This window comes from Allobosea sp. P2_B12, assembly GCF_056404835.1.
On record NZ_JBFUDG010000004.1, the window covers coordinates 398,182 to 414,006 of the forward strand.

General features: G+C 66.0%; 12 protein-coding genes and 1 tRNA gene. 2 read left to right on the top strand and 11 right to left on the bottom strand.

Translation table 11 applies throughout. The features are described 5' to 3' along the window. Positions 1–22: 22 nt before the first annotated feature. From AC1DYU_RS13655 to AC1DYU_RS13695, 9 genes are all read right to left on the bottom strand, one after another. On the bottom strand, positions 23–1,330 hold the full coding sequence (locus AC1DYU_RS13655) for a glycosyltransferase family 4 protein (RefSeq protein WP_476792086.1): 1,308 nt from the start codon (positions 1,328–1,330) through the stop codon (positions 23–25). Continuing rightward, positions 1,330–3,510, bottom strand: coding sequence for a glycosyltransferase family 2 protein (locus AC1DYU_RS13660; protein WP_476792087.1), 2,181 nt, complete (start codon positions 3,508–3,510; stop codon positions 1,330–1,332). Before AC1DYU_RS13660 ends, AC1DYU_RS13655 begins: the two co-directional genes overlap by 1 nt. 18 nt (positions 3,511–3,528) lie before the next feature. Further along, positions 3,529–4,281: a hypothetical protein gene (locus AC1DYU_RS13665; RefSeq protein ID WP_476792088.1), complete on the bottom strand. Its 753-nt coding sequence runs from the start codon at positions 4,279–4,281 to the stop codon at positions 3,529–3,531. Continuing rightward, the gene (locus AC1DYU_RS13670) at positions 4,278–5,531 is read right to left on the bottom strand and encodes a glycosyltransferase family 4 protein (protein WP_476792089.1); all 1,254 of its coding nucleotides are present in this window, start codon (positions 5,529–5,531) and stop codon (positions 4,278–4,280) included. Before AC1DYU_RS13670 ends, AC1DYU_RS13665 begins: the two co-directional genes overlap by 4 nt. Next, a complete protein-coding gene (locus tag AC1DYU_RS13675) occupies positions 5,528–6,361 on the bottom strand; it encodes a class I SAM-dependent methyltransferase (RefSeq protein WP_476792090.1) in 834 nt (277 codons plus the stop codon). The genes AC1DYU_RS13670 and AC1DYU_RS13675 overlap by 4 nt, the downstream gene beginning before the upstream one ends. Then, the gene (locus AC1DYU_RS13680; protein ID WP_476792091.1) at positions 6,358–8,655 is read right to left on the bottom strand and encodes a glycosyltransferase; all 2,298 of its coding nucleotides are present in this window, start codon (positions 8,653–8,655) and stop codon (positions 6,358–6,360) included. Before AC1DYU_RS13680 ends, AC1DYU_RS13675 begins: the two co-directional genes overlap by 4 nt. A gap of 68 nt (positions 8,656–8,723) precedes the next feature. Further along, complete coding sequence (locus AC1DYU_RS13685) at positions 8,724–9,464, bottom strand: calcium-binding protein (RefSeq protein WP_476792092.1); 741 nt, start codon at positions 9,462–9,464, stop codon at positions 8,724–8,726. Between the two features lie 325 nt (positions 9,465–9,789). Then, entirely contained in the window at positions 9,790–11,145 is a 1,356-nt protein-coding gene (locus AC1DYU_RS13690; RefSeq protein ID WP_476792093.1) for an HlyD family type I secretion periplasmic adaptor subunit, read from the bottom strand. Further along, a complete protein-coding gene (locus tag AC1DYU_RS13695; protein ID WP_476792094.1) occupies positions 11,142–12,902 on the bottom strand; it encodes a type I secretion system permease/ATPase in 1,761 nt (586 codons plus the stop codon). The genes AC1DYU_RS13690 and AC1DYU_RS13695 overlap by 4 nt, the downstream gene beginning before the upstream one ends. Positions 12,903–13,229: 327 nt before the next feature. Here AC1DYU_RS13695 and AC1DYU_RS13700 point away from each other — a divergent pair, with 327 nt between their 5' ends. Both AC1DYU_RS13700 and AC1DYU_RS13705 read left to right on the top strand, forming a co-directional pair. Continuing rightward, on the top strand, positions 13,230–13,871 hold the full coding sequence (locus AC1DYU_RS13700) for a MarR family transcriptional regulator (protein ID WP_158482500.1): 642 nt from the start codon (positions 13,230–13,232) through the stop codon (positions 13,869–13,871). Continuing rightward, positions 13,820–15,034, top strand: coding sequence for a glycosyltransferase (locus tag AC1DYU_RS13705; RefSeq protein WP_476792095.1), 1,215 nt, complete (start codon positions 13,820–13,822; stop codon positions 15,032–15,034). The genes AC1DYU_RS13700 and AC1DYU_RS13705 overlap by 52 nt, the downstream gene beginning before the upstream one ends. Positions 15,035–15,066: 32 nt before the next feature. On the opposite strand, the gene AC1DYU_RS13710 is transcribed toward AC1DYU_RS13705, so the two are convergent. Both AC1DYU_RS13710 and AC1DYU_RS13715 read right to left on the bottom strand, forming a co-directional pair. Beyond that, a complete protein-coding gene (locus AC1DYU_RS13710) occupies positions 15,067–15,276 on the bottom strand; it encodes a hypothetical protein (RefSeq protein ID WP_476792096.1) in 210 nt (69 codons plus the stop codon). A gap of 359 nt (positions 15,277–15,635) precedes the next feature. Continuing rightward, a tRNA-Met gene (locus tag AC1DYU_RS13715) sits at positions 15,636–15,712 on the bottom strand. Positions 15,713–15,825 lie beyond the last annotated feature (113 nt).

A 15,825-nucleotide genomic window follows, 5' to 3' on the forward strand; every position in this document is an offset into this window, starting at 1 on the left:
CCCCTTTTTTATCCGCGCGGCTTCAGGCGATCATCGGCGTCGCCGAGCGGTTTTCCGGCACCGGCACGCCCCGCTTGGCGATGAGGCGCTGGTAGAGCGCGACATGCGTCGCGGCACAGTCGAGATGGTTCAACGGCGCAGTGATGCCGCCGCGCAGGCGTGACCAGAGATCGGGCTCGCTCAACGCCCGGGTCATGCAGTCGACGAGATCCTCCGGGCTGCCGGCGCGGAAATGCAGGCCATCGACCTCGTCGGTGATCTTCTCGGCCATGCCGCCGAGATTGCTCGAGAGCAGCGGCCGGCCGTGGAAGAAGGCCTCCTGGATCACGATCGGCGAGTTCTCCCACCAGACCGACGGCATCACCACCCAATCGACCGAGCGCATCAGGTTCGGCATCTCGTGGTTCTGGAAGGCCCCGCAGAAGCGGACACGCCGGCCGGCGGCCTCGACGAGCTTGGCGAACCTGTCCTGATAGGCCTGCGGCTGGCGCTCGAGATTGCCGCCATAGACCAGCAGGATCGCGTCCTCGCCCCAGACAGCATCGGGAATGCGCGTTACGGCGTCGATCAGAACGTCGGCGCCCTTATAGGGCGTCAACTGGCCGAAATAGGCGAAGCGCGAGCGGCGCGCGGTGGGGTCCGGCAGGGGACGCGGCGGCGCCGCCGCAGCGACGTCGATGCCGTTCTCGATCACCGAGAAGCGCTCCTCCGCCAGGCCCCAGTCCTTGTACCGGTCGGCGAGGAAGCGGCTTGGCGAGATGAAATGGTCGGCCAGCCCGAGTACGCCCTTGATAAAAGTCTCGCGCGCCAGGAAGCGGGCCGGCGAGATGTCCGGGAAACAGGCATTGCAGTCGGTCGGCGAGGCCCGGTAGCAGAGCTTGAACGCGCCGGTTTTCACCATCTGGCCGTGATGGTGGCAGATGCTGAGATATTCGTGGAAAGTCACGACGATCAGCGCATCGGGCAGGGTGTCGCGCACCGCAAACAGGCATTCGAGGCCAAGCCCGATGAAATGGTGAAAATGCACCACGTCGGGCTTCAGATCGCGCAACACCCGGACGAAATCGCGCTCGATCTCCTCGGTCGCCCGGTTCGAGATCAGGAAATGATCGTAGTCCTCGGCATAGTAGAGCAGTTCGCCGCCGCGCTGGCGCAGGCTCATCAGCGCCGTGCTGGCATGGCGCGGCGTCGGCGCTCCGGTGCGGGCGAGATAATGGGTCTCGACGCCCTCGCAGGCCTGAAGCCCCTTGTGGAGGTTGTAGGAGGCGATCTCCGCCCCGCCGAGCGACAGCGACGGATGCGCATGGGACACCACGAGTACGCGCATCATCATCCTCTCATGTTGGAAATGGCGAGCGCCCAACGGCGATCGAAGCTGGTGCGGTCGGCAAGCTGCGCGAGCGCGCCGATATGCGGGCGCATCTCGCCATCGTCGACGACATAGATCTCGACCTCCGGAACCCAGAGCGAGGGCGCCCCGCTCATCCGGAGCTTGAGGCACAGATCGAGCCCCTTCTCGGCGGTGGTGAAGTAGTTGCGCGCAAAGCCGCCGACTTCGAGGAAGGCCGCGCGCGACAGGACGCAGCATTCGCTGGCACCAGCCGCAACCTCCATCGGGCCGAGATGGCCGATCGCATCGAGCGGATAACCGATGAAGCGGTTGACGACCTGCCGCTCCGCCCCCTCGCCCTCGAGCCAGGCACCAGCCCAGCGGATCGAATCGTCCTCGAAGAGCAGCGTCGGGCTCGCAACGCATTGCCCGCCCCGCCCGCGATAGGCCCGCTCCAGCCGCCCGAGCCAACCGGGCATCCGGATCTGGGCCGCCCCGGAGAGCAAAGCCACCGTCTGGAAGCGGCAGGCGCGGACACCGGCCTCGAGCGCATCGCAGGCATCCTCGACGCCCTCGACCACGACGAGCCGGACGCTAAGACCGTAGAAGCGCGCCAGGCGCCGCGCCTCCGCGCCGGTGCGGTCGAAGCTCTCGGCGGGCGCCGCGATCACGATCGGCAGCGGCCGGACCTCGGGATCGATGGCCAGCAACGCGAACAACGCCGAAAGCTCGCGGTGCCGGTGGTCGAGCCCGATCACGAGGCCGAGCGGTGCCTCGGCATCGAAAGCGCCGACATCGATGGTTTCCACCGCGCGCGGCGGCGCGATCTCGGCAGCCTGGAGAGCCGGCGCGACCTGCCGCTCGACGACGGTGCTGGCCGTCGAAGACCGGGGATCGAGCAGGCCGAAGATGCGCTCCAGCGTCCGCCGCGCCTGGCCGCGGCCCGGCTCCAGCGGCAGGAAGGCCGGTCCCGTCCCCTCGATCTCGAATTCGAGGTAGAGCGGCTGACCTGGCTCCGGGATGAGCTTCGGTGCGAAGACGATGAAACCGTGGCTGTTGCGTCGCGCCGCCAGCGCCGGCCCGAACCGCGGATCTTCCATGAAGGCGGCCGTGACATCGGGCCGCTGCACGCGTGTCCAGAGCCGATCGACGACGCAGGACTGCGAGCCGCTGCGCAGGGTCGCCGCCTTGACCTTCCGCTCCGGGTCGAACAGCCAGCCGATGATCAGGACGCCGGTATCGTCGATGACGGTCGCGTCGTCGATGCCCGCGCGGACCGGGACATCGAGCAGACACACCGTGTCCCGGCCGTCGAAGCGCTGCGAGGCCCGCCGCAATTTTTCGGTCGTGGCCTGCGGCGCCACGCCATTCTGCAATCCATCGCGTAGATGGCCGGGAACCGTGATCGGTTCGAGCAGCACATGGCGCTCATAGACCTCGAGCGCGCGCCAACCATCGTTTCCGCGGAAATACAGTCGCTCGATCTCGCCGGGGTTGCGGACGGGACAATCCTCGAGGAGGCCGAAGAAGCCGCGCGCTCCATCGCCAAGATCGTCCCGCTCGAACGTGCCCGCCTCCAGCGCGGCCGGCGAGAGCCCGCCATGGGCGATGAGCAGCTTCGTCCGCCCCGCCGCGAAATTGGAGGTCCAGCCTTGCAGGAAGACGCTGTCGTCGAGCGGACCCATCACTTCGATGAAACCGCCGGGCTTGGCGACCGATTGCAGCAGAAGCCCGACCGCACGCAGCCGTCGCGGATTGGATTGGCCGGCCAGCAGCACTTCGAGCAGTCCGTCGACGACGCTCGGGAAGGACTGCCCAGCCTCCTCGGCGAGCGTGTCGAGAAAGGCCGGCAAGCCGAGCGGCTTTGGCGCCAGGAGCAGGCGCAGCGGCCGTCCCGGTCGGCCGAGCAGGATCGCGCCTGCCCCCGGCCTGTCCGGCAATGGCGCAGGCGCCAGGCAGATGAAGCCGACCCCGACGGACGGCTCGGCCTGCGGCCGGCGCCAGGTTAGCGCCATCGTCTCGACGCGGTTTCGCGGATTGCCATCGACCGCGACCGGGACCTTGCCCGGAATCGCGTCACAGGCGCCCATGATCAGGATCGCGTTCTCGCCCAGCGGCGTCCAGGCCACCGTGGGAGCCGGGCTGATGCGGGTTCGTTCGGGGATGATCACCTCGTTCATTGCGTCACCTGCATCATGTCACCTGCGGACCAGAAGCACGGCGAGCGTGACGAAGGACATCAGGGCCGCCAGCCCGGCGAGGAAACCAAGGATGATCGTGACCTGCCGCAGCGGGGCGCGAGCCTCCTTGCGGATGGTGGTCAGGCGCTCGTCGAAGCTGCTCAGCGTCGCATCGAAGCGGAGCTGGAAAACGTCGAGCTCCGCGAGGCGCTGGCCGATCTGTCCTTCCGCGGCCGCATCCGCTTCGGCATCGCGAGCGGGCGGGCGACCTTCCTCGAGCTGCACCGCGATCCGGTCCAGCTTCTCGCCGAGCTCCTTCTGCGCCAGTTGCGTGCGCCGGTTGAGCGCGATCAGTGCCTCGACGCGATCGAAGAAGCGCGCCAGCGGCACGGCGATCGCCGCCTCCGCGGCAAGCTCGGCCGGCGGCGGCAGCCGCAGCTCCAGCTCCACGCCCGTCGCGTCCGAGACGCCGACAATCGTCAGGGCGTCCCGCGCGGCAGCGACGGCATCGTCGAGCTCCATCGAGAAGGCATGCCGGCCGTCGCCGATGCCATTGCGCCGCAGATCGACGCGGCTCTGATCGGCCTTGGTCTCCTGGATCAGGGCGCCGTCGCGGAAGACCCTGACGACGAGATGCTCCTCCGGCCGGGCCTCGTCCCAGATCCAGCCATGCAAACGGTTGCCGTCAAGAGCATCGACGCGGCCGTTGAGGCGCGCCGGCGTGACGTTCGGCAAGCGGATCGTGTCGTCGCGGTTCGGGGCCATCGTCATGCCGCCACCGGAAGTCTGATGTCGTCGAAGAGGGCGAGATGCCGGCCCGCGCAATCTGCAAGGGCGGGTTGCTCGGCGATGCCATCGACGAGCTGTTGCCAGAGATCGTCCTCGTCGAGGGCGCGGCGCATGGCGCGGGCCAGATCGGCCGGATCGCCCGGCCGGACATGGAGACCATCGACGCCTTCGCGCACCATTTCCGCCATGCCGCCGATGCCGCTGACGATCAGCGGGCGGCGATGCTGGAAGGCTTCCTGGATGACGAGCGGGGCGTTCTCCCACCAGACGGACGGCATGACCACCCAGTCGATCTCGGCCATCAACTCCGGCAAATCCTCGCGACGGTACGGTCCACAATGCGTGACGGTGCTGCCGGCCCCCGAAAATGCCTCAGCCAGCGCCGTGGTGAAACCCTCGCTCTGGAAGGGCGCCCCGCCATGGATGCGCAGGGTGAAGCCGGCATCGCCCCGGGCCGCGATCAGCTTCGCCGCCTGCAGCAACGGCAGCACGCCCTTCCAGGGATTGAGATTGCCGAAATAGCCAAAATTGCCGCGTCGCCCCCTGGTTGCGCGATGCGCCACGACGTCTCGCGCCGGCCGCGCATTGGCGATGATCTCGATCTTCTCGGGCGGCAGGCCCCATTCGACATAGCGCTGGCGCAGGAAGCGGCTGGGCGCGACAAAACGGTCGATGGCAGCCAGATGCGTCTTCAGAAAGCGCTCGCGCAGCAGGAACCGGTCGGAGCCGATCTCGGGGAAGCAGCCATGGCAGGCGGTCGGCGAGGCGCCGGTGCAGCGCTGCTTGTCGGTCGGCCGCACCATCAGCCCGTCATGATGGCAGATCGGGTAATAGTCGTGCAGCGTCATCACGATCGCGACCTGCGGCAGGAGCCGGCGCGACAGCGCTAGGAATTCCGCGCCGATCAGTACGAGATGGTGGATGTGGATCACGTCCGGCCGATACTCGGTCAGCAGCGTCGCGAGATCCTGCAGCGTGCCGTAGTGGTCGATCTGGCTAAGATGGAACCGGTCGAAATGGCCGCTCCAGAGCAGCAGATCGCCCCCCTCACCTGTCGCCTGAAAGGCGGTTCCGGGATGCGGCTGGCGATGAATCGCGTTGGTCGCCCCCAGGAACAGCACCTCGCAGCCCTGCTCGCGATAGGCCTGGGTGAGGTCGTGGGCGAAGATCTCCGTGCCCCCGGGATGCAGGTCGGGATGATTATGGGCGACGACGAGGATGCGGCGCGTCATGGCCCGGCTCCCGGCTTCGTCGCGATCAGCAGATCCTGGTAATGGGCGGCATTGATGCCGCGCCAATGGCCGCGCCGCAGCCCATCGGAAGCCAGGCCCGCGTCGGCAACGGCCCCGAGCAGCCAGTCGGTCTCGATGCCCGCTGCCGCGAGCGGCGCTTCCTCGATCGCATACCAGCCCGGCCCGTCCTGCCAGCGCTTGAACTTGAGCCGCTCCAGGCCGGTGTTCTGGCCGTCGATCGCGAAGGCCGTCAGGAACAGCCGCCCGCCGGGAGCAAGCAGCCGCGACGCCTCGTTCAGATAGACGGCTAGCTCGTTGGGCGGCAGATGGGTCGCGACGGAGACCATCGTGATGAAGTCGAAACTGCCATTGGCGAAGCCGAACTGGACCTCCGTGCCCGGCAGGGAGCCCTGCGGATTGTAAAGCGGATGGGCGATGTCCAACCGCTGGAAACGGAAGCGCGGATAGGCCGGCGTGATCGTCTGGGCACACCACAGGATGCCATCCATGACCGGATCGACCCCGTCATAGCTGCCGCGCTCGGGATCGAGATACTGTGTCAGCGGCACCGCCATGCGCCCGATGCCACAACCGATATCGAGGATGCGCTCATGCCGGCGCAGTCGCCCCAGGCGGATGTAATGGCCGAGGAATTCCGCCCCGATCGCGCGATAGTCGCCGTCGCCCACGAAGATGCTGCCCGGCGGCGGGTGCGGCAGGAAGCGGTTGGTCTGGACCGAAGCCATCAGGTGGTCGAGTTCAGCCGCGCTGATGTCGTCCGGGGGTGCCTGTTCGGGCGCGATCTGTCTCAGGGCCGTTATCGCCGTCATGCTGCCGTCGCTCTCCTGAGATTGATGCGGGGAATGAGATCATTCTCCTGCGCCGCCGGTGCCGGCGCACGCGGGCTGGGCTTCTGTGCCGTGCCGTCGATTGCGCCCATCAGCGCGTCGATCTGCGCGTCCCAGCGCCGCGTGTGCAGCCAGGCATTGTGCTGGGAGGCGACGCCACGCATGTAGTCGCCGCTTTTCGAAATGGACTGCCGTTCGAGATGGTAGAGCGCGACACCAGGCACATAGACGATGCCGAAGCCGGCGCGCCGGACCTTCAGGCAAAGATCGCTATCCTCATAGTCGCCGATGATGTAACTGTGGTCGAAGCCGCCGACATCGCGGAACAGCTCCCGCAACATCACGATGCACGCACCCGTCACACCTGGCACGGGCCGCTCGACATTGGCCGGGGCATAACCTGCCGGCATGCCCTTGAAGTAATGATGGTTGAGCCAGACGCCCTTGCTATCGCGCTTGAAGTATAGGCCCGCGTGTTGCAGCGAACCGTCGTCATAGAGCAGCTTCGGGCCGACGACGCCGATCCTGTCGCGCGGGCTGAGCTTCTCGATCAGCATCGGCAGCCAGTCATTGCCGGCGGGGATCACATCCGAGTTCACCAGCGCCAAGATGGGGCTGCGCGCCGCCTTGGCACCGGCGTTGCAGGCCGCCGAGAAGCCGCCGTTCCGCCCCATCACGACGAGCTGCATCGGCAGGCCGTAAGCGAGATGGAGCCCGCCGAGCAGATGCGCGACCTCGGCCTCGTGCTCGGGTGAATCGAGCACATAGATCAATTCGGCCTTGCCAGCGAACCAGGCATCCCCGGCAAAGGCCGCGACCTGCACGCGCAGGAATTCGTAGACGCGGTAGAGCGGAATCACCACGGAGACGGCCGGCGCCGCGATCTGGCTGCCGAAGCCCCGAACCTGCGGCTCGGGCAGGCTCTCGTGAAGCTCCTTCTGACATGCGGCGAGAAGCGGCGCGAGCGTCGTCTCCAGCGCATCTGCAGTGAGGAACTGCGGCGGAATCGCCGAGAGCGCCCTTGCCCGGATGGCCGCGGGATCGGCCGGCTGGACCGACGGACGCAGGACCAGCATGGTGCCGGATTTCAGTCTCACTTCGCAGCGCGGCTGCAGAACCGGCGCGCCCGCCGCATAATCCGGCACGAAAGCCGCAAAACCGATTGCCGGGCGCGCCGCGCCATCCGGCCCGGCGGGTAGCCGCGCCGGAAAGCGCTGCAGGCGGTCGAGCATCGGGATCGGCGCGCGCCCGCCGCTGTGCAGCAGGATCTCGTCGAGGAGCCCATCCTGGTCGCGCAGCCAGCCGCCGATCAGCAGGCCGGCCTTGTTGCAGACGGCAAGATCGAGCTCCGCAGCCGGCAGGTCGTCGTTGCGATGTACGCTCTGAACGGCGAGCGGCAGGCGCCTCTGCATCTCGATGGCCAGAAGACGCCCCTGCTCGGAGAGGCCGGCGAGTTGCTCGACGACCCAGTTGCGCAGGCCGTCCCGGCTGGCGGCCTTGCTCGCCCACCAGCGCCCGAGCGACTGCGACGGCTGCCGCGGTGGCAGGGGCCTGACGACCAGGCCGCCTTCGCCCTGCAGAATCAGCAGGCCGCCGCCACGCGCCGGCGGCTCGTCCAGAACGAAGTGAAACTCGTGCCGCCCCTTGCGATCGACCGAGCCGAGCCGCGAGCGCAGATCAAGCCGGGTGAGACCGGCGCCGTCCAGCCGTGCGGCCGAGCGAAGCGCTCCAAAGTCGGACTGCAGGGCGGTCTCGAACAGCAACTTGCCCTCGACCAGCGTCGCCACAGGCACGGCAGGCGCGGTCTTCGGGAAGAGGGCAAGCAGGAACTGGCGCAGGAACGAGAGATACTGCGCCGTTGACGTCAGACCGAACAAGGCGGGCCAGGGACCGGCGAGCGCGCCGGCAAGCGCAATCCGGGACTTCGCCGTCAGGTCCCGCAGGATCTCGCCTGGTTCGGCCAGGTTATGGGCCAGTGCCGGATCGAACATCGCGGTCACGTCGCCCTGCGGACCCCGATCGGACAGCGTTGCGACGATGCCATCATGGCCGTTGTGGCGGAATGCCACCGCAAGCCGCTCGCGTCCATCGCGCAGGCCGAGCATGAGCGAGGCCGAAGGAAGCCGCCGGCCCTTGCCGGACAGCGCGATCGCAGGCTTGCCGAAAGGCGATAGCTCGCGCGTCCAGCACAGCAGGAAGACCGAACCGCCGAGCCGGTGCAACTCGAGTTGCGTCGGAGCCGAATCCACCACAGGTACAGGCGCTTGTGAGAGCATGAAATAAGACCCTGCTCGAAAAAGGGCGGCGCCGGCCGGCATGCAGCCGGCGCCGCGGGTGACAATCGTCAGGCGACCGTGAAGTAGGAGCTTGGGTCGCTCTGGATGTCCTCGGCCGTGACGCCGACCAGGGTCAGGGTGTCGCCATTGCCGAGATCGATGATGGCGTTTCCGCCAACGGTGCTCGTACGGGCCGCGATATCCTCGGGAGAGTTGATCCCGGTCCCGTTGATGTCGGACGAAATCTTCAGCAGGTCGTCGCCAGCTTGGAAGTCGAGCACGACATCGTTGCCGCCGCCTCCGGTGAAGCTGAAGATGTCGCTGCCGGCACCGCCTGACAGGATGTCGTCACCTGCTCCACCGAAGAGCAGATCGTCGCCGGCGCCACCCTGGAGGATATCGTCGCCAGCGCCGCCCTGGAGGATGTCGCTGCCGGCGCCGCCGATCAGGAGATCGTCGCCAGCTCCACCCTGAAGGATGTCCGCGCCCGCGCCGCCCTGGAGAAGGTCGGCGCCGGCGCCACCCTGCAGGACGTCGCTGCCGGCGCCGCCGAAGAGCGCATCGTCGCCGGTGCTTCCGCTGAGAAAATCGTCTCCCTGCCCGCCGAAGAGAACGTCGTCACCTTCGTCGCCGAAGAGCGCATCGTCGCCGCTGTCACCGAAGAGAACATCATCGCCCTCTTCGCCGAACAGCACGTCGTGCCCGCTTCCGCCCTGGACCACGTCATGTCCGGCCGCAGCGAAAACCACATCACTGAATCGACTTCCCACTAAAAAGTCGTCGAAAGCACTTCCTTCGATCGTAGCCATTCGTCACCTCCTCGGCGATCTGAGGGTGCCGCCGAAGCCCGGCGACCACGTCGCCGGGCTTCGGATCAGGCACCATTCCGACGACGCACAGACCGCACGTCATCGCTCGACGAGCTAAAGAGTACTCAATATATGCAGTGCAGCAAGCATTTAATTCTGACATTTTTGCGACGCACAATGATTTAAGCTTTATTTTGAAGAGAATATACTGAGAGGTTCAAACGAATTAATATCGAAAATCGAAACATATATTGGTCCGCATTTTGCCCAAATGCTGCACATGCGAAGCATCGAGCTACCTATCTCCCTGATTCAGCGCGGCAAATCAGTCCTCGCGGAAGGCGCGGTTGAAGCTGTCCGTGAAGGGGGCGAGCAGGTAATCGATCGCGCGGCGGGAGCCGTTCACGATCAGCACCTCTGCAGCCATGCCGGCATGGAGCGCGATTTTATTTTCGCGCAGGCTCTCGGGCTTGATCTCCGCCCGCACGATAAAATAGGCGATGTTGGTCTTCTCGTCGACGAGCTGGTCGGGGGCGACATAGGTCACCTGTGCCAGCAGCGGCGGCAGCAACCGCGTATTGAACGCCGTCAGCCGGACGCGCGTCTCGGCCCCGACGCGGATGACGTCGATGTCGCGGGGATCGACTTTGGCCTCGACGATCAGCGGTTCCTGCTCCGGCACGATGTCGAGGATGGCTTCGCCCGCCGCGATCGCGCTGCCGGCCGTTCGCATCCGGATGTTGGCGACGATGCCCTCCTGCGGCGACAGCACGACAAGCCGACGCAGCACGTCCTCCGCCTGGACGATGCGCTCGTTCACCTCCGAGAGCATGAGCTGGCTGTCCTGAATCTCCTTGGCCACCTCGTTCTGGCGTTCGAGGCTGATCGAGAGAATCTCGAGATTGGCACCTGCCACCTGCTGCTCGGCCTTGGCCTTGCGCGCGGCATTCTCGCCAGCGCGGCCGGCGAGCTCGCTCTGCCGGGTCTGGAGCTCGACGAGCTGGGTGCGTTTAGCGTAGCGCTTCTCGTAGAGATCCGCGATCACGCGGGTCTCCTCGTCGATCAGCGTGCGCTGGTAGCGTATCGCATCGATCTGGGCCTGAAGGGCTTCGGCTTCCGCCTGATGCTGCTCGATGACGCGTCGCTGGATCAGGATCTTGCCGTCATAGACCTGGGTGCGCGCCTGGAAGAGCCCCCGCTCGGCGCGGATGACCTCACGCGCGATCGGCGAGTGACCCCGCTCGATATCGTCGGGAAAGTCGATCTCCGCCGCATTGGCCTGCTCCGTCCTGAGCCGTGCCAGCTTGGCCTCGAGCCCGACGCGCTTGCCCTGGAGCTGCTGCAGCTCGGCTCTGGCGCGCGCATCCTCGAAACGCAGCAGCGGCTCGTCCTTGACGACGCGCTCGCCCTCGCTCTTGAGCAGCATCTTGAGAACGCCGCCCTCGAGATGGCTCACCGTCTTGCGCTTGCTGTCGACGGCGACGATGCCGCTCGCCACGGCGGCATTGTCGAGCCTTGCCGTCATAGCCCATGCGCCGAAGCCCCCAAACCCGACGGCGACCGCCGTCACACCCGCCAGGACCAGGCTGCGCAGGGACGGCCGGCGCTCATCCTCCTCATGCGGCAACGCCCCCAGGGCGAGCGCACGGCCTTCCAGTGTGACCAATGCCTGTCCGGTCATGCCGTCACCCCGCGAATGGAGCCGGAGGCCGCCGGAGCCAGCGGCTTGCCGGCGGGTTCCATCTCGACCACGCCGCCGGGCGTGATCATGCCGGCGATCGCGGAACGCGGCCCGAATTGCTGGACCCGCCCCTCGCGCAGCACGAGAATCTTGTCGACCACCTGCATCACGGAGGGTCGGTGGGCGATCAGCATGACGATCGCCCCGCTCTCTCGCGCCGCACTGATGGCGCGGATCAGGCTCTGCTCGCCCTCTGCATCGAGATTGGCATTGGGCTCGTCGAGCACGATGAGCCGCGGCATGCCGTAAAGCGCGCGCGCAAGCCCGATGCGTTGACGCTGGCCGCCGGAGAGCTTGAAGTCGCCGTCGTTGACATGGGTATCGTAGCCAAGCGGCAGGCGTCCGATGAGCTCGTGAACGCCCGCAATGCGAGCGGCTTCCAGGATGGCGTGCGGATCGGGCTTGCGCAGACGCGCGATGTTTTCCGCGATGGTCCCGTTCAGCAGCGAGACCGATTGCGGCAGGTAGCCGACCATCGCGCCAAAGGACCCACGCTCCCAGAGATAGACATTGTGGCCGTCGAGATAGACCCCGCCGACATTCGGCCTGAGCACGCCGACCATCAGCCGCGCCAATGTCGATTTGCCTGCCCCCGATGGGCCGACGACGCCGAGCACCTCGCCCGGCTGGAGCGAGAAGGACACGCTCTTGATCACCGTCTGCTCCGAGCCCGACGGCGCGAAGACGACGCGATCGACGACCAGATCACCCTGCGTCGGCGGCGTCGGCACGGTCTGGCGCTGCGAGCTGCGCTGCTGCAACAGATCCTTGACGCGATTCCAGGCGGTTACCGCCAGCACCCATTGGCGCCAGTCGGCGATCATCGAATCGAAGGGCGCAAGCAGGCGGCCCAGCAGGATGCTCGCCGCCATCAGCGTGCCGGCCGTCACCTCGTTGCGGATGATCAGCACCGCGCCGGTGGCATAGATCGCAAGCTGCATCGTCATGCGTGAGGATCGCGTCAGCGCGGCGATGAACTTGCCGCGCCGCGTGCCGACATCGAGGTGCTCGATCATCGCCAGTTGCTGCGTGCGCCAGCGAATCGCGAGCGCCGGCAGCATGCCCATCGCCTCGATCGTCTCGGCATGACGCAGACTCGCGCCGACCTCGTTGATGCTGGCGACCCCCTCGGCATTGGCCTCCTTGAGCACGCGCCGCGTCAGCACGTCGGACAACACGCCAAGCACCAGCAGAATCACCAGCGAGACGATGCCGACGAGGCCGTAGACCGGATGCAGCGCAAAAAGCACCGCAAGGAAGATCGGCGACCAGGCCGCTTCGAGCGGTGTCGCGATGGCGGAACTCGCGATAAAATAGCGGATGTCGTTGAGGTCGCGAATCGCCTGGGTCGCTTGTCCGGAGCCCTGCTCCAGCGAGGCGCTGACCGCCGCCTGCAGCGCCGGCAGGTTCAGCTGACGCGCGAATATGCTCGCCATCGTCTGGAAGGTCAGCGAGCGGATGAACTCGATGACGCCGTAGAGGGCCAGCCCGCCGACGGCGATGACGAGCAGCATCGTCAGCGTGTCATAGCTGCGGCTCACGACCACGCGATCCTGCACCTGCATCATGAAGAGCGGCACGATCAGCAGCAGGAGATTGACGAACAGGCTGAGGACCCCAGCATAGGTCAGGCCTGCCACGAAGGAGCGCTGCAGGCTTCGGATCAGCACGTCCGGCGCGGTTGTCTTCGCCTTCATTCAGATCTCCGGATCGAAGGCCCCCAATTGGGCGAGGAGCCGGAGCGCAGCAGAGTGCGCGCTCAGCCAATTGGCACGTTGACACGCTAGTCATGGCAAGACAATGACAGATCACCAGCCTATAAGCACCGGTTAATATCGACAATTAAGGCAAAAAATCAAAACAATTCAAAAATCGAAACAGTTTGATCGAGGGAGTCTGTCGATAAATCTTCGGATATTGCGGTGAGTTGTGGCATGTGCTTTGCGTGTGGTCTAATCCTCGGGCGTGGGATTCGTTTGGGTCGGGGTTACCCATTTTGACAGCAAGCGGAGGCGGAGTAGGAAATGCAGTCCAAACCGCAGAGCAGCGACCAATTCCTGGAGAGCATCTTGAACGGCCATCACCATAGGGAGGCCGACATACAACGGGACGTGGACGGCCAACGGGACATAGACGGCTCAGCGCCGCGTCCAGCGGTCTCGTCGCTGGATCTGGCGCGCGTCATCGAGCGCGTCAGCCGGCGCTTTCTCGACCACATGCGATTGGAGCTGACCAAGCTCGGCGTGGACGATATTTCGCCGTCGCAGGTGATGGTGCTCCTGACGATTGGCCAGGGCGAGATCGCGGTTCGCGATCTGCTGGACCGCGGCCACTACGTCGGATCCAACGCCTCCTACAACCTCAAGCAGTTGGTGGAGAGCGGCTATCTCGAGCGTGGAGCGTCGCCGCGCGATCGGCGGCTGGCACGCATATCTTTGTCGCTCAAGGGCCAGATGCTCTGCGAGAAATTGCGGCTGCTCGATGAGGCCAACCCGTTCGGCCAGAGCCCCGACTTCAATGCCGAGATGGATCTTCAGACGACCCACGACACGCTGCGCCGGCTCGAGCAGTGGTGGAGCGATTCGTTGCGTTATGGAGGCGTCCTGCTCGCGTCATGCATGTCCTATTCGTTCATCGCTCCGGATCTGGTCAATTCGCTCACCTGATCGCGCGCCTCGTTTCCGAGGGCGCGGAGGTGACGTTGGTGACGGAACATGCGGCGCCTGAACAGGCAGGCGTCCGGCAGCTGACCTATACGGTTGGTCAATCGGCGACGACGCATGCCACGCTGGCGGCGACGGATTATCACATGCGCACCGGCGAGGCTGTCGCCGGCGTGCTCGGCCGGCTCGCCCGCACCGACCCGCCAGATCTCGTCATCGGCCATATCGGCTGGGGCGGGCTGCTTTTCGCGCGCGATACGCTGCCCGACGTGCCGCTGATGGGCTATTGCGAGTACTACTACAACAGCACCGGCTCCGATCTCGACTTCGATCCCGCGACGGTGATCTCGGACGCCGAGCGCCGCCGCATCCGCATGCGCAATGCGGCGCAGTTGCTGACGCTGGAGACACTCGACGCAGCCTACACGCCGACCCGCTGGCAGCAGCAGCAGTACCCCGCGCATCTGAGCCAGCGCATCGCGGTCTGCCATGACGGCATCGATTCGAACGCTTGCCGTCCCGATCCCTATGCCATCCTGCGCCTGCCCGACGGACGCGTGTTGCGGCCTGGCGATCCGGTCGTGACCTTTGCGGCCCGCGATCTCGATCCCTATCGCGGCTATCCTGAGTTCATGCGCGCGGCGGCCCTGGTCGCCGCGCGCCGCCCGGACGCCCTGTTCGTGACGGTCGGCGGCGACGGGCCCGGCTATGGCCAGGCGCGGCAGGATGGCCGCTGCTGGCGCGAAGTGATGCTCGCCGAGACCGGCTTAGGCGATCGCATGGTGCATATTCCCTGGCTTGCCCACGACCAACTCGTCCGGCTGTTCCAGATCTCGGCAGCCCACGTCTATCTGAGCGTGCCGTTCGTCCTGTCCTGGTCGCTGCTGGAGGCAATGGCCTGCGGCAGCCTTATTGTCGGCTCCGATACGCCACCGATTCGCGAGGTGATCACCGACGGCGTCAACGGCTTGCTCGCGCCGTTCCACGACACGTCGGCACTGGCGCGACGAATCGAGGAGGCGCTTCTCAGTGGCACGATGCTGCGTGGGCTGCGCCACGCCGCGCGCGCGACGATCGTCTCGGGCTATGAGCGCGAACGCTGCATCGACCGCCAGCGCGGCTGGATCGAACGACTCGGCCAGCGCAACGAGGCGGTCTTCGCCTGACAGCGGAACGAAACCGTCTGAGGATGGCCGCGCTACTGCAGGGTGGCGTAGCCGGCCTTCCTGAAGGTCATCGCCTCGGTGATCAGGCGCCCGCAGCGCACCGGACGGACACCGGCCTCCTCCCAGCCATCGGCCGACATCAGGCGCGAAACCATGCTGTGCAGGCGCTGGAGGTGGTCTTCGCGATCGTCGTCGAGCCAATTGCCCCACCATTCCTCGATCAGGCCGATCAGAGGCTCCAATGGCGGCGCTCCGCTTTCCGCCGCATATTGCAGCGCCGCGTGACCGGCCGGCGATGAAATGATCTCCCAGATCTGGAGAGGTTCTGTCCCCCTCAACATCGAACGTGATCCCTGTCCGTTTTCAGCCGCGTTCTGCGGCCATCCGCTCTTTGCCACACTACGCGCGGCAGGGATAAGTGGATGCCAGAACTTGCTGAATTATGTCTGGATGCGATTGCATAGCGAGGCATGATCCCGCGAGGCGCCAAACACCATCTGCCCCGCGTCGGGATGCGGCCGAATAGGTCAATTGCTCCCGATTTCTTCCCTGCGGAACGTCAAAAACCCCGCCGCTGGTGCGACGGGGTTTTGGTGTGTTTTGGTTGCGGGGGCAGGATTTGAACCTACGACCTTCAGGTTATGAGCCTGACGAGCTACCGGGCTGCTCCACCCCGCGATAAGGCTTGCTGGACTTAGTCCTTTGGTTGGACTGGTCCTTAAACGGCAACGCGGCGCTGGGGCTTTCGCTCCAACGCCGCGCGCTGATTGTCATGTGATGAGGGCATATTC